Here is a 20,388-nt window from a genome sequence, read left to right on the forward strand (position 1 = left end):
ACTCAAGATCGCGCAGGCTTTCCGTGAGGACCTGACCGTCGAGGAAATCCAGCCCATCACCGGCTTCGATCCTTGGTTCCTGCGCCAGATTGAATCGATCATCTACGAAGAGAAGATGATTGGTCACAATGGCTTGCCGCGCGACGCGACCGAGATGCGGCGCCTCAAGGCCATGGGCTTTTCCGACAAGCGTCTGGCTACACTGGCTGTCAGGTCGGTTGGTGTGGCAGGCGGCCTCGGCGAAACCCAGGCCAAGCGCTCTGGACTGCTGCACGACGCACTGCGCGCCATGGCAGGTGCCACGAGCGAGCAGGAAGTGCGCGACCTGCGTCACAAGCTGGGCGTGCTTCCGGTCTACAAGCGCATCGACAGCTGTGCGGCCGAGTTCGAAGCCGTGACGCCCTACATGTATTCGACCTATGAAGCGCCGACCTTCGGCGAGCCCGAGGACGAAGCACAGCCCAGCGATCGCAAGAAAATCGTTATCCTGGGGGGCGGCCCCAACCGTATCGGGCAGGGCATCGAGTTCGATTATTGCTGCGTTCACGCCTGTTTCGCGCTGAGCGAAGCCGGGTTCGAGACCATCATGGTCAACTGCAACCCGGAGACGGTTTCGACCGATTACGACACCTCAGATCGGCTCTATTTCGAGCCGCTGACTGAGGAGGACGTGCTCGAAATTCTACGGGTCGAGATGTCGACGGGCGAAGTGGTCGGCGTGATCGTTCAGTTCGGCGGGCAAACCCCGCTTAAACTGGCCGCGGCGCTGGAGCGCGAGGGCATTCCGATCCTGGGTACCAGTCCGGATGCGATCGACCTTGCCGAAGATCGCGAACGCTTTGCCAAACTGGTGGCCAAGCTCAAGCTCAAACAGCCTGAGAACGGAATTGCCCGCAGCCGCGACGAAGCCGCCGCGGTTGCGCGTGCGATCGGCTATCCCGTTCTCCTGCGCCCCAGCTACGTCCTTGGTGGCCGTGCGATGGAGATCGTCGACAGCGAGGCGCAGCTCGATGACTACATCAACACCGCGGTCAACGTGTCGGGCGACAGCCCGGTACTGGTCGACCAGTACCTGCGCGACGCCATCGAGTGCGACGTTGATGTCGTTTCGGACGGTTCGGAGGTGCGCATCGCAGGCGTGATGCAGCATATCGAAGAAGCCGGCGTCCATTCGGGTGACAGCGCCTGCACGCTGCCGCCCTATAGCTTGCCTGACGAGATCGTCGCCGAGATGGAACGACAGGGTGAGGCTTTGGCCAAGGCGCTGCAGGTCCGCGGCCTCATGAACGTGCAGTTCGCGGTCAAGGACGGTGAGGTCTACCTGATCGAGGTGAACCCGCGCGCAAGCCGCACGGTGCCCTTCGTGGCCAAGGCGATTGGCCGCCCGATCGCCAAGATTGCGGCCCGTGTCATGGCTGGCGAGGATCTGCGGACCTTCGAACCTTTCGACATCCGGCCGAAGCATATGGCGGTGAAGGAAGCCGTGTTCCCCTTCAGCCGCTTTCCCGGGTCGGACCCGGTGCTGAGCCCGGAAATGAAGTCGACGGGCGAGGTCATGGGGATCGACGATGGCTTCCCCGCCGCCTTCCTCAAATCGCAGCTGGGCGTCGGTATGACGCTGCCACAGCAGGGCACACTGTTCGTATCGGTCAAGGACAGCGACAAGGAAATCATCGTCCCGGCGGTCAAGACGCTGCTCGATCACGGGTTCAAGGTGATCGCGACTGGGGGTACACAGCGCTTCCTCGAGGCCAAGGGGCTCGACGTGGAGCGGGTCAACAAAGTGGCCGAAGGGCGCCCGCACATCGTCGATGCGATCATCGACGGGGAAGTGGCGCTGATCTTCAATACCACCGAAGGATGGCAGTCACTGCTCGACAGCCAATCGATCCGGGCCAGTGCGCTGGAAAAGAAGCTTCCTTACTACACGACCGCCACAGCCTGCCTGGCTGTTGCGAGGTCAATAGCAGAGGTTTCGCCGAGCCAGCTTGAAGTGCGTTCTTTGCAAGACTATTATAGCTGACGAAATCACACCTACGCTTCCCTGACATCTGGACCCGAAAGGCTCCGCACCCCGCGGACCGGGTTCGAATTGTCCCAGTGAGAGCGAGAACAGGAAGGACTGAGGCCCATGGAAAAGGTGCCGATGCTGGCAGAGGGCTATGAGAAGCTGACAGCGGACCTCAAGGTGCTGCGCGCCGAACGCCCGAAGATCGTCGATGCGATCGAGGAAGCGCGCGCGCATGGCGACCTGTCGGAGAACGCGGAATACCACGCCGCCAAGGAACGCCAGGGCCAGGTCGAAGCGCAGATCGCCGAGATCGAGGACAAGGTCAGCCGCGCGCAGATCATCGACCCCACCACGCTTTCGGGCGACAAGGTGATCTTTGGTGCAACGGTGACCTTGCTCGACGAGGACGATAAGCCCGTGCGTTACCAGATCGTCGGTCAGACAGAGGCGGACGCGAACAAGGGCCGGATCAGCTACAATTCGCCGATTGGCCGGGCTCTGATCGGCAAGCAGGTCGATGAGGAAGTCGAAGTGACCGTTCCTTCGGGTGACAGGTTCTACCTGATCGAGAAGATCGAGTTTATCTGAGCCGAAAAGCCGTAGCTAAAGCGGCTTCTCCATCGCCCAGTTGTGGATCGGCACTCCGCCGATCTCGAACTCGCGTTTGTGTGTCATGACATAGCCTGCACGCTCGAAGGCTGGGCGCGCAAGGTCGCTCGCCTCCGAATAGAGCCGCGTCACGCCCCTGCTACGCGCCAATACCTCTGCCTCACCAAGCAGGTGCGCAGCGAGACCTTGGCGGGTATGGTCCGGGTGGTTGTACAGGTGGTCCAGGTGGCCATCGCGCTCAAGCAAGGCATAGGCGACGGCGCGATCCTCTCCGTCGACGGCGACGAGGATCGTTGCCCCTTCGCCCACGCGGCTGCGGAACTTCTCCGGAGTCGCTTGCCAGCGGAGCCACGCTTGCACCTGCTCTGGCGAGTATTTTAGCGAACCAACACGGAGTATCGCCTCCCGCCAGACATGCGGGAGTCCCTCGGCATCATCGTCGCGAAATGGCCTGATCAAGTAGGCCACGGTTCGTTCAGGCGCCCGGGTCGAGCAGTTTGTGCAGATGGACTACGACGTATTTCATCTCAGCGTCGTCGACCGTCCGCTGGGCATTGGCGCGCCATGCGTCGACCGCAGCGTCATAGCTGCTGAACACGCCGGCGACGTGGATGCTCTCTGGATCGGCAAAGGTCACGGCGCGGGGATCGGTAACGCGCCCGCCCATGACGAGATAGAGCGCCTGCTTGCTCTCTTTTTCTTCCATGGCTGGTGAAGCTCCTTGGGGAGGGGAGGTATGGCTGATTTTCGGATTGGCTGGCCCCATAGCGAAAGCGGCGCGACAGGCAAGCCCATCGCGCCGCTACGGCATCGTATTCTCTGCGAGGATCAGCGCCCCGTGCGTTCCTTGAGCGAGCGAACGGCGCGCGAACCCTTGCGAGTGACTTTGCGCGACTTTGCCCGGACGGCATCAGCCGCAACGTCGAGTTTGTAGGCGACGTCCCGTCTCAAACCGCGGGCCGTGGTGGCTGCATCGTCGCCGAAGTCTTCAAGCCTGTCCCCTGCATCACGCGCGGCAATCAGCGCTTCCTGAAGCATTTTTGCGCCATATGCGAAGGTCGATTCCAGTGCGAGGTTCATCAGCACGCCTCCTCGCTTGCCCACCTTTCGGCCGCTCTTGGTCATGGCGCCGATGGCAAAGCCGGCCAGCACGACACCGCCGACCACAGCCAACGGGTGCTTGCGCGTGAACGCGATCGCCTCGTCCGCTGCGTGGCGCGCCTGTTCGGCCAGAGTGCGATCGGAATTGCGCTGTTGTGCGGCTTCGATCCGAGCGCGCAGGGCTTCACGCTTCTGTTCATCGGTCTTGGGCTTGGAGAGGGGAGGGACTTCGGACATGGGGGCTCCGTTTTCGATATCAGCTGTTGGCGTCGTCAGGGGCAGGATCGTCCTCCTCCCCCAGGCCGAACAGCGACAATATGGGATTGCGCGCGAACCAGACCACGATGGCGGCAACCAGCGCTGCCAATGCACCACGATTGTCGTCGGCAACTTCGAGCGCCTCTTCGTAGATGTCGACTGCGCTCTCCCGGGCCTTATCCATGGCGCGGGTCGTGAGGCTCTTCTGCGAGTAGGTCGTCTTCAGATTCTCGACGTCTGCCTCGACAAGTGCGCGGGCCGTATCGCGGAGGTGGCGGTCGGAGACCATCCGGGTGCGCAATTCGCTCACTGTTTGTCGTCTCCAAATGCGGAGGCGATTTCATCTACACGGGCCTTGACCAGCCGGAGCAGTACCGCCGCCCCTACCAACAGCGTAATCGTGACGATTGCCGTCGCGCCCCAAGGCCCTACCGTAGGGATTAGTGCGAAGAGGAGCCCCACCGTGGCCGCAATCAGGGCAAGGTGGAGAAAGCCAAGGCCAAGCAGTGCGTAGCCTACGGCACCCTTCGCGCGGTCGGCCGTGAAAGCGGCGCGACTTTTCTGGAAGGCGAGTTCGGCTTCGGCGTAGGTCTTGACGTCCTCGATCAAAGCCGTGAGATCATCGGTCAGCGAAGGGCCAGCCTGGCCGTCCTCGTCTTCAGGGGCTCCGTAGTCATCGGGTAGGTCAAGTGGACCGGCATAGTCCTGGGTCCGCTCACCATCGTTATCCCGCATTGCAGCCCCTCCTGTTCGCGTCAGCGCGAGCGGCGGAATAACCGCGAAAGGAGGAAGCCTGCAATCGCTGCGATGCCCAGGGCCTTGCCCGGGCTCTTGCGGACGAATTCCCGGCCATCTTCAACCAGGTCGTCGACGCTCTTGGCATCCAGCTTGGTGGCGTACTCATCAAGCGACTTCGAGGCGGTGCGGACATAATCGCCGTATTTGGCGCCAACTTTCTCGTCGACCTGATAGGCATTGTCATTGACCAGGCGGCTCAGGGCGCGCAGGCCTTCGCCAGCTTTCACCTTGCCTTCAACGGCCAGTTCCTTGCCCTTGACCTTGGCTTCCTCACCATAGGCCTTGGCTTCGGCAACCCAATCTTCGCCCTTGCCCTTTGCCTGATCGCGATAGGCTACCGCGCGATCGCGCCCTTCGGCCTTCAGTGCGGCGGCACCAGCTTTTGCTTCCTCAAGCGCCGCGTTGAAGCGCGACTTTGCTTCTGTGCGATTGTCTGCTGTCTTGGTCACGGCAGTGGTCTCCTTGCTTGCGGGTTTCTTTGCCGCGGGTTTACGCGGCTTGGCGGATGCGACGGTCTTCTTTGCGGCAGTGGTCTTGCGCTTCTTTGGCGCAGCGGTCTTGGTCGTTTCGGCCATAACTCTCGTCCTTGCCCTCAATTCGTATTCATGCCGGATCGGGAGACTCCGGCCTTCCTTTTCCAACGCAACTTGCGCACCGATGTTCCGGCGCATAGAGCGCGTCAAACCCCAATCTGGGGGTGTTATAGCATTTTACAACACCTTTGTCCGGAGCGCTACCGACTATGACCGCGATCATCGATCTTCATGCCCGAGAAATCCTCGACTCGCGGGGCAATCCCACGGTTGAGGTTGATGTCCTGCTCGAAGACGGCAGCTTCGGGCGCGCGGCAGTTCCGTCAGGTGCCTCGACTGGTGCGCATGAGGCGGTCGAACTGCGCGATGGGGACAAGGGCCGCTATCTGGGCAAGGGTGTGCTCAAGGCAGTCGATGCCGCGAACACAGAGATTGCCGATGCGATCCTTGGTCTCGATGCCGAAGACCAGCGCGACATTGACGCGACCATGATCGAGCTCGATGGCACGCCGAACAAGGCGCGTCTCGGCGCCAATGCGATCCTCGGCACCAGCATGGCAGTGGCCAAGGCGGCCGCAGCGGCGCGCGGCCTACCGCTTTATAGCTACATTGGCGGGGTATCGGCACATGTCCTTCCGGTTCCGATGATGAACATCATCAATGGCGGCGAACACGCCGACAATCCGATCGACATCCAGGAATTCATGATCATGCCGGTAGGAGCAGACAGCCTCGCCGAAGCTGTCCGCTGGGGTGCGGAAGTGTTCCATACGCTGAAGAAAGGCCTGTCGCAGAAGGGACTGGCTACTGCGGTGGGTGACGAAGGCGGCTTCGCGCCGAACCTTGCCAGCACGCGCGATGCGCTGGACTTCATCATGGCATCGATCGAGCAGGCAGGCTTCAAGCCAGGTGAAGAGATTGCGCTGGCGCTGGATTGCGCATCGACCGAGTTCTTCGCCGATGGGCGTTACGACCTGGCTGGCGAGCAGATCTCGCTGACGCCGGAGGAGATGGCGCGTTATCTGGCCGATCTGTGCAACGATTATCCGATCCGGTCGATCGAAGACGGCATGAGCGAAGACGATTTCGCCGGATGGAAGGCCTTGACCGACCTTATCGGCGGCAAGGTCCAGCTGGTTGGCGACGACCTGTTCGTGACCAACCCGCAGCGGCTTAGTGACGGGATTGCAAAGGGCCTGGCCAACTCGTTGCTGGTCAAGGTCAACCAGATCGGGACGCTCTCGGAAACGCTCGACGCCGTCAGCATCGCCAACCGTGCAGGATACACCGCGGTCATGTCGCACCGGTCGGGTGAGACCGAAGATGCGACCATTGCCGATCTCGCGGTCGCTACCAACTGCGGTCAGATCAAGACGGGTTCGCTGGCGCGTTCGGATCGCCTCGCCAAGTACAACCAGCTCATCCGCATTGAGGAAGAGCTGGGTGGCAGTGCAGTCTACGCGGGTCGCGCTTGCTTCGGCCGGTTGGGCTAACTCGACCGAACCCAGCGATGCCTCGACGAGCGGCAATTGCCGCTCGTCGGGTGTGCGCATATCAGGCAGCTTTCAATCGGGCGCGGGCCGCGCCTCAGGAGAGCTGCACTCATGAAGAACCGTCTCGTTGCAGCGCTGCTGCTTGGTACCGCCGCCGTCACGCTTGGTCCCGTCGCCTGCAGTCAGTTTGGCGAGGAGACTGAGATCGCTTCGGTCGGAACCGAATTGGGGATCGAACAGAGCTGGATGGACAGCTCGGTCAAGCCCGGCGACGACTTCTTCCGCTATGCCAACGGGAGCTGGCTCGACAGTACCGAGATACCGGCAGATCGCTCGAATGTTGGCGGCTTCTACATCGCCTTCCTCCAGACCGAGAAGAACCTGACGGCGCTGATCGACGGGATCGTGAAATCCGATCCGGCGCAGGGTAGCGATGCCTGGCGAGTGAAGACCTTCTATGAAGCGTTCCTCGACACCAAGGCGATCGATGCCGCGGGTATGAAGCCTGTCGCGGGCGACCTGGCCAAGATCGAAGCGATTGCGGACAAGGCACAACTCGCCAGCGCGATCGGGGCAAGCATGCGCGCGGACGTCGATCCGCTCAACAGCACCGATTTCGAGACCGAGAACCTCTTTGGCGTCTTCGTGACGCAGGCCCTCAAGGGCGGGGAAGTGGTACCGTATCTGCTGCAGGGTGGCCTCGGCATGCCTGAACGCGAATACTATTTGTCTTCGGACCCCAAGATGGCGGGCCTGCGCACCTCGTACAGGACCTATATCGCAGACGTGCTGAAGGCCGCCGGCGTGGCGGATGCAGACGCGAAGGCGCAGCGCATATTCGATCTCGAAATGAAGATCGCGAAGGCGCATGTCAGTCGCGAAGAGAGCGACGACTGGGCAACCGCCAGCTCGCTGTGGTCGCAGGCCGATTTCAAGGCCAAGGCCCCGGGGATGGACTGGGACTCCTTCTTCAAGTCCGCACAGCTGGCAGGTTTCAGCACTTTCGACGCCTATCATCCGAGTGCGATCACCAAGCTTTCGGCGCTCGTGGCATCGGAACCACTGACGGCGTGGAAGGACTGGATGACCTTCCATCGGATCAACGCCAACACCGATGTCTTGCCGACCCGTCTCGATGAGCTGCACTTTGCATTCTATGGCAAGACGCTCTTCGGGCAAGAGGAGCAGCGCGGCCGCGACAAGCGCGCGCTTGGTGCCATCAACCAGCACCTTGGTGACGAGCTGGGCAAGCTCTATGTCGAGAAATACTTTCCCGCTCCCGACAAGACGGCGATCGCGGGCATGGTTGGCAATATCAAGGATGCCTTCGCCAAGCGGATCGACGCGCTCGTTTGGATGGCAGCTGCAACCAAGGCTGAAGCCAAGAAGAAGGTCGAGACCATGGCGGTGGGCGTCGGCTATCCCGACACTTGGACGGACTATTCTTCACTCAAAGTCGAACCTGGCAACGCCTTTGCCAACCGCCAGGCAGCTGATTTGCTGCGCTATCGGCAACAGCTGGCGAAGGTGGGCAAGCCGCTCGACAAGAACGAATGGTGGATGAATGCGCAGCTGGTGAACGCGGTCAATTTGCCGGTACAGAACGCGCTGAACTTCCCGGCTGCGATCCTCCAGCGTCCATTCTTCGATCCCAAGGCCGACCCGGCATTCAATTATGGCGCTATCGGCGCGGTGATTGGCCATGAAATCAGCCATAGCTTTGATAACAACGGCGCGGCCTTCGATTCCTCGGGCGCCATGCGCAATTGGTGGTCCGATGCCGACAAGGCCAAGTTCGACGAGGCAGGCAAGGCTCTGGCGGACCAGTTCGACCAATACGAACCCTTTCCGGGCCTGCATGTGCGTGGGGACCTGACCTTGGGCGAGAATATTGCCGACGTCGCAGGGCTCGCGGCTGCCTACGATGCCTATCGCGCATCGCTTGGCGGCAAGGAGGCCCCGGTCATTGGTGGGTTCACCGGCGATCAGCGCTTTTTCATCGCCTATGCGCAAGCCTGGGCCACGAAGTTTCGCGAAGAGGCCCTTCGGCAGCGGATAGCGACTGACGGTCACGCCCCCGGGCAATACCGCGCCTTGACCGTCCGCAATCTCGATGCCTGGTACAAGGCTTTCGATGTAAAGGAGGGCGACGCGCTCTACCTCGCCCCGGAAAAGCGGGTGAAGGTCTGGTAGGATCTGTGGGGAGGGGGCTTATGCTGGCCCTTTCCCACTGGATATGCACCATTGTCAGTCGCGCCCACGACAGGTAGCTATCAGCAACCGATATCGTGGGAGAGAGCGATTTGGGCGAATTTCCGGTGCATCCGGCAGAGGTTACCCCGCAGTGGCTAACCGAGGTTCTGGGCGCGCGTGTCGATGCTGTGCGATGGGAGCCGATCGGTACCGGCCAGGTGGGCGATAGCGCCCGCTTTCACCTCGAAGGACATGCTGTCCCTGCAACCCTTGCTGGCAAATTCGCTGCCGAGGACGCAGCGAGCCGCGGCACTGCAATCATGTTCGGCCTCTATCGCAAGGAAGTCGAGTTTTACCGACAGGCGGCGCCGAGGCTTGGCGTACGCGTACCCGGCGTCCACTTCGCGGCGGTAAGTGACGACGGCGGTGAGTTCATCCTGTTGTTTGAGGACATGGGTCCCGCTCGCCAGGGCGATCAGATCCGCGGATGCACCCTTGAGGATGCACGCGCCGGCATCAGGCAGGCGGCGGCAATCCATGCACCCAGCTGGGGTGTCAGCGAGCTACTCGAAGCGCAATGGCACGCGCCCCCGCCCGACCTAGGGCAGAAGCTAGGAGCGCTTTACCCGCAAGCGCAGGCGGTCTGGCGTGAGCGATACGCCGATACGCTCGAGCCGGAGATGATGCGGCTCTGCGAAGAACTGGCAGAGATGAGCGGTCGCTATTTCCAGCGCGAAGAGCCGCCGCAATGCATGGTTCACGGGGACTTCCGTCTCGACAACATGCTGTTCGACATCCGTGGTGGCAGTGAACCCATTGCGATCCTAGACTGGCAGACCGTCACGGTCGGCAAGGCGATGACCGACGTCGGTTACTTCATGGGCACCGGTATCGGCGAAGCGCTGTGGCGCGAGCACGAGGATGAGCTCCTCAACCTGTGGTTGGCCGAAATGGCCGCGCGGGGCAGGGCGCTGACCCGGGATGACATCTGGCACGACTATCTGCTTGGCATACTCCACGGTGTCTCGACAGCTGTCTTCAGTGCAGCTTTCGTTGAGCGCACCGAGCGGGGTGATGCAAATTTTCTATCCATGGCACGAGGGGGCTGTTCGCTTGCGTTGGCACATGACAGTCTCTCGGCCCTGAAGGAGACGCTCTGATGGTCCTGACCCGCGGCGACGACTACCCAATCCACCAGACCCCTGAGCCGGTCGCTTATTCGGGCACCGATCGCAATTTCTACGATCGCTACTTCTTCAACGGCTATGCGCCGGACGGCAGCGGCTTCTTTGCCGTGGCCCTCGGCGTGTATCCGCACCTTGATGTGATCGATGCGCATTTCAATGTCATCCGCGGCGGGATACAGCACTGTATTCATGCGAGCCGCGAGCTGAAAATGGAGCGGATGGACCTGCAGGTCGGCCCCATCCGCATCGAAATTGTCGAACCCCTTCAACGCTTGCGGGTGGTGGTCGATGATTTCCAAGGTATTTCCGCGGATCTGTATTTCGAAGGGCGCGCCTTTCCGATCGAGGAACCGCGTTTCATCCACCGCATCGGTCCGCGGGCCTTTATGGACTACACGCGGCTAACCCAAAACGGTCGATATGAAGGTTGGATCGAGGTCGATGGCGACCGACGCCCTCTTGCCGAAGGGACCATGGGAACCCGCGATCGCAGCTGGGGCGTGCGTCCAATCGGTGCGCGCGACCCGCAACCGACCCCCGGACATATGTTGCCAGGGTTCTTCTGGCAGTGGACGCCCGTCAATTTCCCGCAAGGCAGCCTGTTCTTCCACGTCAATAACGACGAGCACGGCGAAGCGTGGAACACTCGCGCAGCATGGGCAGGCGAGGGTGCTGACGCCGCGGACCTTACAGAGGGCCACGGAAGCATGCGCACCAGGCTGGATCAGGGAACCCGCTGGCCATCGGGGGGCACGCTGTCATTGGCGGTGCGTGGTGCGCCCGAGCAAGTGAGTTTCGAACCCCTTGGCCGTTTCCAGATGCGTGGGCTCGGCTACACCCACCCGGAATGGGGCCATGGACACTACAAGGGGTCTCTTGCAGTGGAACGTGAGGACATCGAGCTCGCCGATCTCGATCCGCTTCTGCCCGAAAATCTGCACGTCCAGATGCCCGTCCGGGTAGTGGGAAGCGACGGTTCGGAAGGGATCGGCGTGTTCGAACAGTTGATCATCGGCCCCTTCTCACCACTGGGCCTCGGTGAATTCCTCGATGGTGCGCGCTAGCGGGTAAGGAGCAGGGTAACCACCCCGCCAAAGATCAACGCCCCTCCAGCCAGCTTCAACCTGTCGGCCTTTTCGCCCAGAAATATGATGGCGATGACGAGCGCAAAGAGGATCGAACTCTCGCGCAGTGATGCAAGGCGGGGCAAGTCGCCCACCGAGTAGGCCGTGAGGGCCAGGCCATAGGACACCACGCCCAATGCCCCCGCCACTACGCATGATCGCCAGTTGCGCTTGGCGTAATCGACGAAGGTCCGCCCACGCCAAGCGCCGAAGGCCGCACCGATCACTGCGCCAAGAACCAGGAATGCCCAGGCGATGTATGATAGCTGTGTCGGCGCGTTCCGAACGCCGCCAGCATCGAAGACCGTGTAACAGGCGACGGCCATTCCGGTCAGGAGTGAGTAGCCCAGCGCGGCGCACGTGAGATTGCGGCCGATGGCGCTGAGCATGATGCCCGAAACGACCAGTCCCATCCCGGCTGCGACCGGCAAGGTGATGGCATCACCAAGAATGAACACACCACCCAATGCCGCGAAGACCGGCGCGGTCCCTCGCATGATCGGATAGGTTGCGCTCATCTCCGCCACTTCGAAGGCGCGGACCAGCGCGAGGAAGTATATCGCGTGAACCGCGAGCGACCCTGCCAACCAACCCCATGCACCGTGCGGCAGGGGTACGAAGATAACGGCAGGCAGCACCAGCATCCCGCCACTGAGATCGATCAGTGCCCGGCTCGCCAGCTTGTCGTTGCCCGATTTGAGGACAGCATTCACCGTCGCGTGGATCGCGCCGGAGGCGATCATCATCAGCGCGGCGGTTTCGACCATGCGGTCAGGCTGCGAAGCGCGCCTGCAAGTCGAGCAGTGCCATCGCTGCCTTGGCCGCTTCGCCCCCCTTGTCCTTCTGCGCAGGATCGCCGCGGACCAGCGCCTGTTCCTCATTCTCGACGGTGAGGATGCCATTGCCGATCGCCATGCCATCCATGGTCAAGGCCATGATCCCGCGTGCGCTTTCGCCGGCAACGATTTCGAAGTGATAGGTCTCGCCGCGGATGACCACACCGATCGCCACGTACCCGTCGTAAAGATCACTCTCCGATGCAAGTGCTATGGCGCCCGGCACCTCGAGGGCGCCAGGGACGGTCAGGACCTCGGCTTCATGCCCTGCCTGGGCAAGCGCAGCGCGTGCGCCTTCCACCAGCATGTCGTTGAGGTGATCGTAAAAACGGGCTTCGACGATAAGAAAACGGGCCATGATCAATCCTTGGGGATGCCGCTATGGGCGAGGGTGAAACCCTGATAGCGCGGATCGTGGCTGACATCCTCGAGCGACCAGTAGGTCGCCGTCTTCGAGTTCGATCTCCGCAAGCCAAAGGCCCGCAAGATTCCCTTCGAAGCGGTCTACCGAGAAATCCGAGCCACTGTTGTGAACCTTGTGCCGCACCTTGCGCAGATCGAGCGCAGGCAAAGTTGCCAAAGTCTCATACTCTTCTTCTGTGAGGTAGGCTGTCACGATCGGTCGTGCCAGCGGATCTTCGCACTCGTATTTACGCGTGAGCTTCCACACTGATTGCCGACCGCTTTGCATGGAACGCAGTCGCAGCCTTGTACCAAGAATGTAGCGATCGTGGATCGTAATCGGATCTTCTAGTGAGGCAATGTCGAGGCGATCGGGATCGACAAGCCAGCGCCGTTCGCGTTCGAGATGCGCGTATTTGGGCTCCGCCGCCTCATCAACGGGGAGGCGCATCCGCTTCAACAGGAACTCCGCCGTGCTCACGCCGGGATTGGGCGTTCGCCAGCCACCGAGATGCCATAGCCTTCGAGGCCGACGACATTGTGATGTGAATTGGTGAGCAGTTCCATTTCATGCACACCAAGGTCGGCGAGGATCTGTGCTCCAACGCCATATTCGCGCAGCTCACCACCGTCGGCGGGACGGACGCCGCCCACTTCGTTCTGCAGGCTTTCCGGACGATTGGGCATCAGTACCACGACCACGCCGCTACCATTGTCTCCGATCGCCTTCATCGCGCGTTGCAGGGTGCGTTTGCGCTCGCTCGGGCGGCCCAGGACGTCATCGAAAATCGAGATGCGATGCATGCGCACCAGGGTCGGCTTGCCCGGCTCAACGTGGCCCTTTTGCAAGGCGACATGCGTGCTGCCATCGACCGCATTGCGGTAAGTCATGGCCCGCCAGTCGCCGCCGTAGTCCGAGACGAACTCGCTCTCGCTCGCCCGTTCGACAAGATGATCATGCCGCATGCGGTATTCGATGAGGTCACGGATCGTGCCGATCTTCAGGCCGTGGCGACGGGCGAAGCCGATCAGGTCTTCGAGCCGGGCCATGCTGCCGTCTTCGTTCATGATCTCGCAGATCACGCCCGAAGGGTTGAGGCCGGCAAGCCGCGAGATGTCGACCGCCGCCTCGGTGTGCCCGGCGCGAACGAGAACGCCGCCGTCGCGGGCGATCAAAGGGAATACATGGCCAGGAGTGACGATGTCCTGCGCATTGCGCGTGGGATCTATTGCCACCGAGACGGTGCGGGCGCGGTCGGCCGCGGAAATGCCGGTCGTCACCCCTTCGCGCGCTTCGATTGAGACAGTGAAGGCGGTTTCGTGCCGCGTTCCATTAGATCGGCTCATCAGCTGAAGACCAAGTTGTTCTGTCCGCTCGCGGGTAAGCGTCAGGCAGATGAGGCCGCGTCCATGGGTCGCCATGAAGTTGATCGCGTCTGGAGTCGCCATTTGCGCTGGGATGACGAGGTCCCCCTCGTTTTCACGATCCTCATCGTCGACAAGAACGAACATCCGACCGTTGCGGGCTTCTTCGATGATTTCCTCGATCCCGACGAGCACCGGGGTTTCATCGTTGGCTTCGAGGAAACGCTCTAGCTTGCCCAGCGTATCGGCGGTGGGATTCCAACCCGGTTCGCCGCAGTCGCGAAGTGTGTTGGCATGCAGGCCTGCTGCTCGCGCGAGGCCCGCGCGGGTCATTTTGCCATCTTCGATAAGGGTGCGGACTCGTGTGATGATGTCTGTAGCCATGCGACTCAGATATCACATTAGAGTGTGATATCCAATTCCTTTACGACATCGTAGTGTGAAGGTGGAAAATTGGTGGACGCACTAGGGCTCGAACCTAGGACCCGCTGATTAAGAGTCAGCTGCTCTACCAACTGAGCTATGCGTCCACACTGCGGCTAACCGCGTGCCCTTTTCCGGGCGCCCCGACTCGGGGGAGGCGCTCATATAGCTGGCCTCGCGCGGATTGGAAGGGGTTTATTTTGGCTAGGCTGACCGGAGTTCAGCGAGCCTTTGTGCGCCCGATTCCTCGATCGAAACCACTGATGCAAAAGGGTCTGCCGGATTGTCGCAGATTCGCACCAGACGGTTGAACTCTAGCGCCCGCACTGTCGAGAAAACGTCCTGGAGTGAGAGGCCCGTCAGAGTGGGCAAATCCCAGATCGTGGTACTCCGCTCCTTCTTGCCGGCATGGCAGAGTGCGAGCAGGACAGAGTCAGACATGTCCGTACCCAACTCGACGGTCAGGCTTTCGCAATCAATTTCAACGATGTGTTCAAAGTCCAGTTCAAGGGCCGCCTTCGACCCGCTCACGGAAGGATCACCACGAACACTAAAACCCCCTGCGACCATGGGAACATATTTTGGCGTTTTATTAGTTTCTGATATGCTTATTTCCAGTCACTCAAGCGGGGGACAGCCATGCAGCGCTATGCGGCGCATATGGACAGCCTGAAACAGCCCAGCGAGGTGCTGCGTTTCGTCAACCGCCTGGCACGGCGCCTGGGCGCGGACAAGCAAACCTATCATTGTACTCCTGTTTTCGGCTCACACACCTCGGACGAGGCCGTGATCTATCAGCAAGGGTTCCCTGCTGCATTCGCAAAGGAATATCGCAGCGAAGGTTTGCGACAGATCGACCCGATGCCGCGACTCACTTTCGCACATGGTCCGGTGCTCACCTGGGATCGGGCTTTCGAACTGGGCGCGTCAAAGAACATTGGTCAGAAGTATGCCCAGGCGTGCATCCGTCATGGCCTTACCACGGGATTCAGCCTTGCCCTGTTCGGACCTGGGCATCGCGATGCCTATGCATCGTTTGGCTTCCCGCAGGATTCAGGTCCGCTCGATGAAGGCGTGCAGACCATGCTGCACGTCCTGATGCAGGCCGCACACCTGCGCATCTGCGCCTTGCTGGATGCGAGGGAACAGAAGGTATCGCTGTCGAAGCGCGAAGCCCAAGTGCTCGAATGGTTGAGCAAAGGGAAGTCGAGCGCCGATATCGCCGAGATTCTCCGGATTTCGCCCGAAACGGTTCGGACCTACACGAAGCGGATCTACGACAAGCTTGGAACCAACGATCGGGTCGCGACCACGGTCAAGGCACTACAGTTGGGGTTGATAGACGCCTAGCGTGCAAGACCGCTTTGAGGGGCATAGCGGTTCCAACGGCTCACCATCATCAGGGAGCCCAGACAGATCATATTGGTCATCATCGAACTGCCGCCGTGACTCATGAAGGGAAGCGGAATGCCCACAACGGGGGCGAGGCCCATGACCATCATGAGATTGATCGCCACATAGAAGAACACCGTGGCTGTCATTCCGGTTGCGAGAAGCTTGCCGAAGCGATCGTTGCTGTAGCGGGCGACACGCAGTCCCCAGCTGAGGATCAGGGCGAAGCATGCCAACACCACAAGCCCTCCGAAGAAACCCCATTCTTCGGCCATGGTGGCAAAGATGAAGTCAGTATGCGGTTCGGGGAGATAGTTCAGGTGGCTCTGCGAACCTTCGTTGAAGCCCTTGCCCCACATCCCCCCTGAACCGATCGCAATCTTGGATTGGGTGATGTGGTACCCGTCGCCCAACGGGTCGCTTTCCGGGTCAAGGAACGTGAAGACCCGCTTTTGCTGATATTCCTTCAGTCCGAAGAAGAAGGCGAGGGGAGCCAACACTGCACCGGCAGCACCGGCGCCCAGGAACCAGCGAATTGGCAGGCCGGCGACAAACATCACAACGACACCACCGAACGCTATGGCCAGCGAGGTCCCAAGGTCGGGTTGCAGCAAGACAAGTCCGACGGGGAGACCCATCAGGGCTGCCGCCGGGACAAGCGAGCGCCATGTCGGGATCATGCCGATGGGAAGGATCGCATAGAACCTAGCCAGGACCAGTACGACTGCCGGCTTCATCAATTCCGATGGCTGCAGTTGCATGAAGCCAAGGTTGAGCCACCTTTGACTCCCGCCTCCAACAAAACCGATCGCTTCGACCAGGACCAGCAGCAGAACTAATACGCCGTAAATGGGAAAGGCGAAGAACATCGCCATTTCCTTGGTGAAGCGGCTCATGACGAAGGCCATCACCAGGAAGACGAGGAAGCGCACCACGTGGTTCTCGGCATAGGTGGTCCAGGAACCGCCTGCTGCGGAATAGAGAACCAAGGAGCCGAAACCGATCAGGATCAGCAGCGGGAAGAGCATGGCCCAGGGCTGGCGCGCGATCGGCGCGGGTACAATGCTGCTCATTGCGCCACCCCGTCGACCGCTGGGTCAGGTAATGTCGACACTGATTGGGTCGTTTGCGTGTCGGCTTCAACGGTCGCACCGGGTGGAGGTGAGGTGTCGCCGGGCAAAGTATCAACGCGTGGTTGCAAGGTCTGTTCGGCGATGGTCTCACTCTGACGCACGGCCACGCGGGCCTCGGCCTCGACCTGGTCGAAGATATCCTCCTCGCGCGCGGGCACCGGCTTTACCGATTGACCAGCCGCTGCGGCGTAGGCGCGGTATTTTGCATCCAGGCGCTGCTGTGCCGTTCCGCCCCATTGCGCTTCGTAGCTGCGCAGGGTCTCAAGTGCCTTCGCGGGATCGAACAGGAAAGTCATCACGTCGCGCGCGATTGGGTAGGCTGCCCCCGAACCGCCCCCATGCTCGATCACAACGGCACCGGCATACCTGGGTTTGTCATAGGGCGCGAAGAACACGAACAGCCCGTGGTCGCGATACTTCCACGGACCCGACTTGCCGTTCGAAAGGTTGAGGCCCACGACCTGTGCGGTGCCTGTCTTACCGGCCATCAATACGTCTGGAATAGGCAGGCGAGCGCGCCCTGCTGTCCCGGGGCCATTCACCACATCGCTCATGGCCTGGCGCACGATGTCGACATGGTCCTGGCTGAAATCAGCGGGCGCGAAGGGCTGGCGGATTTTTGATTTGACCAGATGTGGCTCGAGATGCCGCCCCGACGCGATACGCGCCGCATAAACCGCAAGTTGTAGCGGATTGAACAGCATGTAGCCCTGGCCGATCGTGGCGTTCACCGTATCGAAGGTTTGCCATTCCTTGCCGTACTTATTGAGCTTCCATGCAGGGTCAGGCACGGTTCCGTAGAATTGGCTGGTTACCGGCAGGTCGAATTTCTGGCCCAGTCCCACGCGCCGGGCCATGGCCGCGATCGGGTCCATGCCGATTTGCTGGGCAAAGTGGTAGAAATAGACGTCGCACGACTGGTAGATGCCCTTGGCCATATCGACATGGCCATGCCCCCTGCGGTTCCAGCAGTGGAACACGCGATTGCCGACCCTGAGCCCTCCGTTGCAGACCGTCGCTGCATCGGGAGACAGGCCTTCACGCAGGAAACTCATCGCCACCATCGGCTTAACCGTGGAACCGGGTGGATAGAGTCCTTTCAGGACCTTGTTTCGAAGCGGCACCCGCTCATCTTCGCTGAGCATCGAATACTCGACCCGCCCGATCCCCTGCGAGAAGCTGTTGGGATCGAAGCTGGGCATCGAGGCCATGCACAGGATATCGCCGGTCTCACAGTCCAGCACGACGACCGAACCGCTCTCCAGCCCAATGCGCCTCGCTGCGTAATCCTGCAGTGGCCCGTCGATCGTCAGTTGGACGGGATCACCCTGAACGTCCTCGCGGGTTTCCAGGTCGCGGACGATGCGCCCCGATGCCGTTACCTCTACCCGGCGCGCGCCGGGGACACCGCGAATTTCCTGTTCGAAGACCTTCTCAAGGCCGTCTTTGCCGATCTTGTAACCTGGGGTGACCAGCAAGGGATTGCGATCCTGGGCATACTCCTCTGCGTTTGCAGGGCCGACGTAGCCGATCAGGTGTCCGACGGACGGGCCGGTGGGATAGTAGCGTGAGAAGCCACGTTGCGGGACCACACCGTGCAGGTCGGGCAGGCGTACACTGACCGCGGCGAATTGTTCGTATTTGAGCCCTGAGGCAACTTCGACAGGCTGGAACCCGCGAGAGTCCTTGACCCGCTTCTTGACGTCGGCCGCCTGGTTCGCATCGAGTTCGAGGATCTTCGTCAGTTCATCGATAGTGCGATCCGGATCGGGCGTTCTGTCGGGAATTATGTCGACGCGAAAGTCGGCACGGTTGGAGGCGAGCGGGGCACCGTTATGATCGAGAATCCAGCCTCGCCGGGGAGGGATGAGCGATAGGTTTACGCGATTGCTTTCGGATTCGAGCTCGTATTTCTCGTTCTCGGCAATGGCGATGTAGGCTTGGCGCGATGCCAGCAAGATACCGACCCCGCCCATCACGGTACCGATGACAAAGGTCCGCCGGTCGAAAGCATTGTCGAGCTTGGTCTGGTTGACCACCTCGCGCTGCTTGACCTTTGTTTTGCCGAACCGCTTCATGCGATCCGTTTCCTGCGGGTCAGGCGGAACTGGTCGAGACGGGCGACAAATCGGGCGAAGAGCGGGAAGAGCAAAACGGTGAACACAACTTGGGGACCAAGGGCGGCAAGTGAAGAGCCGGTAGGCGTAGCGCCCGAAAGGAGCCACCCCGAAAAAAGGTAGCCGATCAGTAGTATACCGGCGGTGAACCAATCCTGCCAGAAACTGCGCCAGGGAAAACGAAGCTCGATGAATTCGATGGCTATGAGCGCCAATGACCAGGCAAGAACGGCAAAGCCAAAGGGCTGGCCATTGAACAGGTCATCAAACAAGCCCAATGGAAATCCCGCCCAGACGGGGAGCAAGCCCGGGCGCACAAGCCGCCAGCCCAAAAGCATCAGCAAGCCAACCGGCGGCACCATCGGCATGGCAATCGCGATCAGGAATAGCGGAAACAGCGATCCCAACATGATAGATAGCCAGGGAACGGAATAGGCCAGGGAAGGAGAGTGCGACCGGTTTATGCGGCTGCCATAGGCATCGCTGCGCGAACGCGGGTTCATCCTCTCCATCAGTTCTCGAGCTCCCGCTCGATAGGCGTCTCCACGGCAATTGCCGCCTCAGGTTCGAAAATGGGCTCGATCGCCACAAAGTCGGTAGCGGCAGGATCGCTGATCAATCTGGCCAAGCCACCATCATCGGTTTTTTCGGTAAGGATCGCGACCGCAATACCTGGCCGGTAATAGCCACCTGCACCACTGGTCACGAATACATCGCCAGGTTCCAGCGGGTTGATGCCAAGGTTGATCAGGCGGATGCGCAACAGGCCATCGCCGCGCCCTTCGGCGAAAGCCACAACTTCGTCCTTGGCACGGCGGACCGGCAAAACGCTTTCGCTGTCGGTGAGCAGGAGAACGCGGGCGCTATTGGCCCCAACCTCGAGAATGCGACCGACCACGCCACGTGGGCTTCGAACTGGCATGCCGATTTTGACGCCGTTGCTCCTTCCGGCCCCAACATAGGCGAAACGCCGCGTGCTTGACGCGGTCGAACCGATAAGGCGCGCGAGAGCGACCGGCTTGCTGGACGCATCCTGCAAGCCGATCAAAGCCTTGAGACGGCGGTTTTCCTGCTCGATCGCCCGGGCTTCGGCGAGCCGGATGCGGGCAATGTCCATCTCGCGCTCAAGCTCGGCGTTCTTGGATCCGGCACGGTAATAGCCCGTGATTGACTCCCACAAGCTCCGCGTGCCTGAGCGCACGGTTGCTGTTGTCTCGGCGGCAGGCGTCACCGCATCGTTCGCACCGGATCTAGCCCAGCCGAACAGGTTGGGTTGGAAGAACGACAGGCCCAGCAGTACTGCACCGACGAGTGCGCCCAAACCGGCCAGGATATAGCCGGTGAAAACGTTGTACTGCGCCCTGCGAGAGTAGCTCGAGCGCCGTTGATTTGGCGGCGCCATCCCGGATCCTT

At 61.0% G+C, this 20,388-nt stretch carries 22 protein-coding genes and 1 tRNA gene; 7 read left to right on the forward strand and 16 right to left on the reverse strand.

The window, feature by feature from the left end:
• The coding region (carB, locus tag AAFM29_RS08765) for a carbamoyl-phosphate synthase large subunit (RefSeq protein WP_341712426.1) at positions 1-2,023 on the forward strand (2,023 nt) is incomplete at its 5' end.
• 108 nt (positions 2,024-2,131) lie between these two features.
• Positions 2,132-2,599, forward strand: a complete 468-nt coding sequence (gene greA, locus AAFM29_RS08770; protein WP_371830730.1) for a transcription elongation factor GreA — start codon at positions 2,132-2,134, stop codon at positions 2,597-2,599.
• A 15-nt stretch (positions 2,600-2,614) separates the two neighbouring features.
• Here the strand turns inward: greA and AAFM29_RS08775 are convergent, their stop codons facing one another.
• The 6 genes from AAFM29_RS08775 to AAFM29_RS08800 form a co-directional block, all read right to left on the reverse strand.
• The gene (locus tag AAFM29_RS08775) at positions 2,615-3,088 is read right to left on the reverse strand and encodes a GNAT family N-acetyltransferase (RefSeq protein WP_341712427.1); all 474 of its coding nucleotides are present in this window, start codon (positions 3,086-3,088) and stop codon (positions 2,615-2,617) included.
• Between the two features lie 7 nt (positions 3,089-3,095).
• Positions 3,096-3,326 (reverse strand): DUF4170 domain-containing protein, encoded by a 231-nt coding sequence (locus tag AAFM29_RS08780; RefSeq protein ID WP_341712428.1) that lies wholly within the window; start codon positions 3,324-3,326, stop codon positions 3,096-3,098.
• Positions 3,327-3,448: 122 nt separating this feature from the next.
• The gene (locus tag AAFM29_RS08785; protein WP_341712429.1) at positions 3,449-3,958 is read right to left on the reverse strand and encodes a hypothetical protein; all 510 of its coding nucleotides are present in this window, start codon (positions 3,956-3,958) and stop codon (positions 3,449-3,451) included.
• Positions 3,959-3,977: 19 nt separating this feature from the next.
• The gene (locus AAFM29_RS08790; protein ID WP_341712430.1) at positions 3,978-4,289 is read right to left on the reverse strand and encodes a hypothetical protein; all 312 of its coding nucleotides are present in this window, start codon (positions 4,287-4,289) and stop codon (positions 3,978-3,980) included.
• Positions 4,286-4,714 (reverse strand): phage holin family protein, encoded by a 429-nt coding sequence (locus AAFM29_RS08795; RefSeq protein WP_341712431.1) that lies wholly within the window; start codon positions 4,712-4,714, stop codon positions 4,286-4,288. Before AAFM29_RS08795 ends, AAFM29_RS08790 begins: the two co-directional genes overlap by 4 nt.
• Positions 4,715-4,734: 20 nt before the next feature.
• The gene (locus AAFM29_RS08800; protein WP_341712432.1) at positions 4,735-5,352 is read right to left on the reverse strand and encodes a hypothetical protein; all 618 of its coding nucleotides are present in this window, start codon (positions 5,350-5,352) and stop codon (positions 4,735-4,737) included.
• A gap of 167 nt (positions 5,353-5,519) precedes the next feature.
• Here AAFM29_RS08800 and eno point away from each other — a divergent pair, with 167 nt between their 5' ends.
• The 4 genes from eno (at position 5,520) to AAFM29_RS08820 (ending at position 11,247) form a co-directional block, all read left to right on the forward strand.
• Positions 5,520-6,803, forward strand: coding sequence for a phosphopyruvate hydratase (gene eno, locus AAFM29_RS08805; protein ID WP_341712433.1), 1,284 nt, complete (start codon positions 5,520-5,522; stop codon positions 6,801-6,803).
• 111 nt (positions 6,804-6,914) lie between these two features.
• Complete coding sequence (locus AAFM29_RS08810) at positions 6,915-8,996, forward strand: M13 family metallopeptidase (protein WP_341712434.1); 2,082 nt, start codon at positions 6,915-6,917, stop codon at positions 8,994-8,996.
• A 110-nt stretch (positions 8,997-9,106) separates the two neighbouring features.
• Positions 9,107-10,156 (forward strand): phosphotransferase, encoded by a 1,050-nt coding sequence (locus AAFM29_RS08815; RefSeq protein ID WP_341712435.1) that lies wholly within the window; start codon positions 9,107-9,109, stop codon positions 10,154-10,156.
• Complete coding sequence (locus AAFM29_RS08820; protein ID WP_341712436.1) at positions 10,156-11,247, forward strand: hypothetical protein; 1,092 nt, start codon at positions 10,156-10,158, stop codon at positions 11,245-11,247. The genes AAFM29_RS08815 and AAFM29_RS08820 overlap by 1 nt, the downstream gene beginning before the upstream one ends.
• On the opposite strand, the gene AAFM29_RS08825 is transcribed toward AAFM29_RS08820, so the two are convergent.
• The 6 genes from AAFM29_RS08825 to AAFM29_RS08850 all read right to left on the reverse strand — a co-directional run bounded on the left by AAFM29_RS08825 (position 11,244) and on the right by AAFM29_RS08850 (position 14,774).
• Positions 11,244-12,074, reverse strand: a complete 831-nt coding sequence (locus AAFM29_RS08825; RefSeq protein WP_341712437.1) for a DMT family transporter — start codon at positions 12,072-12,074, stop codon at positions 11,244-11,246. The two genes, AAFM29_RS08820 and AAFM29_RS08825, sit on opposite strands and share 4 nt — an antisense overlap.
• 4 nt (positions 12,075-12,078) lie before the next feature.
• On the reverse strand, positions 12,079-12,501 hold the full coding sequence (gene ribH, locus AAFM29_RS08830; RefSeq protein WP_341712438.1) for a 6,7-dimethyl-8-ribityllumazine synthase: 423 nt from the start codon (positions 12,499-12,501) through the stop codon (positions 12,079-12,081).
• Between the two features lie 21 nt (positions 12,502-12,522).
• Positions 12,523-13,026 (reverse strand): hypothetical protein, encoded by a 504-nt coding sequence (locus AAFM29_RS08835; protein ID WP_341712439.1) that lies wholly within the window; start codon positions 13,024-13,026, stop codon positions 12,523-12,525.
• The gene (gene ribB / locus AAFM29_RS08840) at positions 13,023-14,294 is read right to left on the reverse strand and encodes a 3,4-dihydroxy-2-butanone-4-phosphate synthase (protein ID WP_341712440.1); all 1,272 of its coding nucleotides are present in this window, start codon (positions 14,292-14,294) and stop codon (positions 13,023-13,025) included. The genes AAFM29_RS08835 and ribB overlap by 4 nt, the downstream gene beginning before the upstream one ends.
• 70 nt (positions 14,295-14,364) lie before the next feature.
• Positions 14,365-14,440: transfer RNA gene (locus AAFM29_RS08845), tRNA-Lys, on the reverse strand.
• A gap of 97 nt (positions 14,441-14,537) precedes the next feature.
• Positions 14,538-14,774 carry a hypothetical protein gene (locus tag AAFM29_RS08850; protein WP_341712441.1) on the reverse strand — a complete coding sequence of 79 codons (237 nt, stop codon included), beginning with the start codon at positions 14,772-14,774 and terminating at the stop codon, positions 14,538-14,540.
• Between the two features lie 198 nt (positions 14,775-14,972).
• On the opposite strand from AAFM29_RS08850, the gene AAFM29_RS08855 reads away from it, so the two are divergent.
• Positions 14,973-15,683 carry an autoinducer binding domain-containing protein gene (locus AAFM29_RS08855; RefSeq protein ID WP_341712442.1) on the forward strand — a complete coding sequence of 237 codons (711 nt, stop codon included), beginning with the start codon at positions 14,973-14,975 and terminating at the stop codon, positions 15,681-15,683.
• Here the strand turns inward: AAFM29_RS08855 and rodA are convergent.
• The 4 genes from rodA to mreC are packed head-to-tail and all read right to left on the reverse strand — an operon-like array spanning position 15,680 to position 20,377.
• A complete protein-coding gene (gene rodA, locus AAFM29_RS08860) occupies positions 15,680-16,798 on the reverse strand; it encodes a rod shape-determining protein RodA (protein WP_341712443.1) in 1,119 nt (372 codons plus the stop codon). The genes AAFM29_RS08855 and rodA overlap by 4 nt on opposite strands.
• Positions 16,795-18,936, reverse strand: a complete 2,142-nt coding sequence (mrdA, locus tag AAFM29_RS08865) for a penicillin-binding protein 2 (RefSeq protein ID WP_341712444.1) — start codon at positions 18,934-18,936, stop codon at positions 16,795-16,797. Before mrdA ends, rodA begins: the two co-directional genes overlap by 4 nt.
• Positions 18,933-19,487 carry a rod shape-determining protein MreD gene (locus tag AAFM29_RS08870; protein WP_341712445.1) on the reverse strand — a complete coding sequence of 185 codons (555 nt, stop codon included), beginning with the start codon at positions 19,485-19,487 and terminating at the stop codon, positions 18,933-18,935. The genes mrdA and AAFM29_RS08870 overlap by 4 nt, the downstream gene beginning before the upstream one ends.
• Positions 19,487-20,377 carry a rod shape-determining protein MreC gene (gene mreC, locus AAFM29_RS08875; RefSeq protein WP_341712446.1) on the reverse strand — a complete coding sequence of 297 codons (891 nt, stop codon included), beginning with the start codon at positions 20,375-20,377 and terminating at the stop codon, positions 19,487-19,489. The genes AAFM29_RS08870 and mreC overlap by 1 nt, the downstream gene beginning before the upstream one ends.
• Positions 20,378-20,388: the final 11 nt, after the last annotated feature.

Source organism: Erythrobacter sp. (genome assembly GCF_038133525.1).
Taxonomy (GTDB): domain Bacteria; phylum Pseudomonadota; class Alphaproteobacteria; order Sphingomonadales; family Sphingomonadaceae; genus Qipengyuania.

Bases quoted from the DNA above. Each gene is read 5' to 3' on its own strand.
- greA (WP_371830730.1), top strand. From the start codon at position 2,132: ATGGAAAAGGTGCCGATGCTGGCAGAGGGCTATGAGAAGCTGACAGCG.
- AAFM29_RS08780 (WP_341712428.1), bottom strand. From the start codon at position 3,326: ATGGAAGAAAAAGAGAGCAAGCAGGCGCTCTATCTCGTCATGGGCGGG.
- AAFM29_RS08785 (WP_341712429.1), bottom strand. From the start codon at position 3,958: ATGTCCGAAGTCCCTCCCCTCTCCAAGCCCAAGACCGATGAACAGAAG.
- AAFM29_RS08795 (WP_341712431.1), bottom strand. From the start codon at position 4,714: ATGCGGGATAACGATGGTGAGCGGACCCAGGACTATGCCGGTCCACTT.
- AAFM29_RS08800 (WP_341712432.1), bottom strand. From the start codon at position 5,352: ATGGCCGAAACGACCAAGACCGCTGCGCCAAAGAAGCGCAAGACCACT.
- eno (WP_341712433.1), top strand. From the start codon at position 5,520: ATGACCGCGATCATCGATCTTCATGCCCGAGAAATCCTCGACTCGCGG.
- AAFM29_RS08810 (WP_341712434.1), top strand. From the start codon at position 6,915: ATGAAGAACCGTCTCGTTGCAGCGCTGCTGCTTGGTACCGCCGCCGTC.
- AAFM29_RS08820 (WP_341712436.1), top strand. From the start codon at position 10,156: ATGGTCCTGACCCGCGGCGACGACTACCCAATCCACCAGACCCCTGAG.
- AAFM29_RS08825 (WP_341712437.1), bottom strand. From the start codon at position 12,074: ATGGTCGAAACCGCCGCGCTGATGATGATCGCCTCCGGCGCGATCCAC.
- ribH (WP_341712438.1), bottom strand. From the start codon at position 12,501: ATGGCCCGTTTTCTTATCGTCGAAGCCCGTTTTTACGATCACCTCAAC.
- ribB (WP_341712440.1), bottom strand. From the start codon at position 14,294: ATGGCTACAGACATCATCACACGAGTCCGCACCCTTATCGAAGATGGC.
- AAFM29_RS08850 (WP_341712441.1), bottom strand. From the start codon at position 14,774: ATGTCTGACTCTGTCCTGCTCGCACTCTGCCATGCCGGCAAGAAGGAG.
- AAFM29_RS08855 (WP_341712442.1), top strand. From the start codon at position 14,973: ATGCAGCGCTATGCGGCGCATATGGACAGCCTGAAACAGCCCAGCGAG.
- rodA (WP_341712443.1), bottom strand. From the start codon at position 16,798: ATGAGCAGCATTGTACCCGCGCCGATCGCGCGCCAGCCCTGGGCCATG.
- mrdA (WP_341712444.1), bottom strand. From the start codon at position 18,936: ATGAAGCGGTTCGGCAAAACAAAGGTCAAGCAGCGCGAGGTGGTCAAC.
- AAFM29_RS08870 (WP_341712445.1), bottom strand. From the start codon at position 19,487: ATGGAGAGGATGAACCCGCGTTCGCGCAGCGATGCCTATGGCAGCCGC.
- mreC (WP_341712446.1), bottom strand. From the start codon at position 20,377: ATGGCGCCGCCAAATCAACGGCGCTCGAGCTACTCTCGCAGGGCGCAG.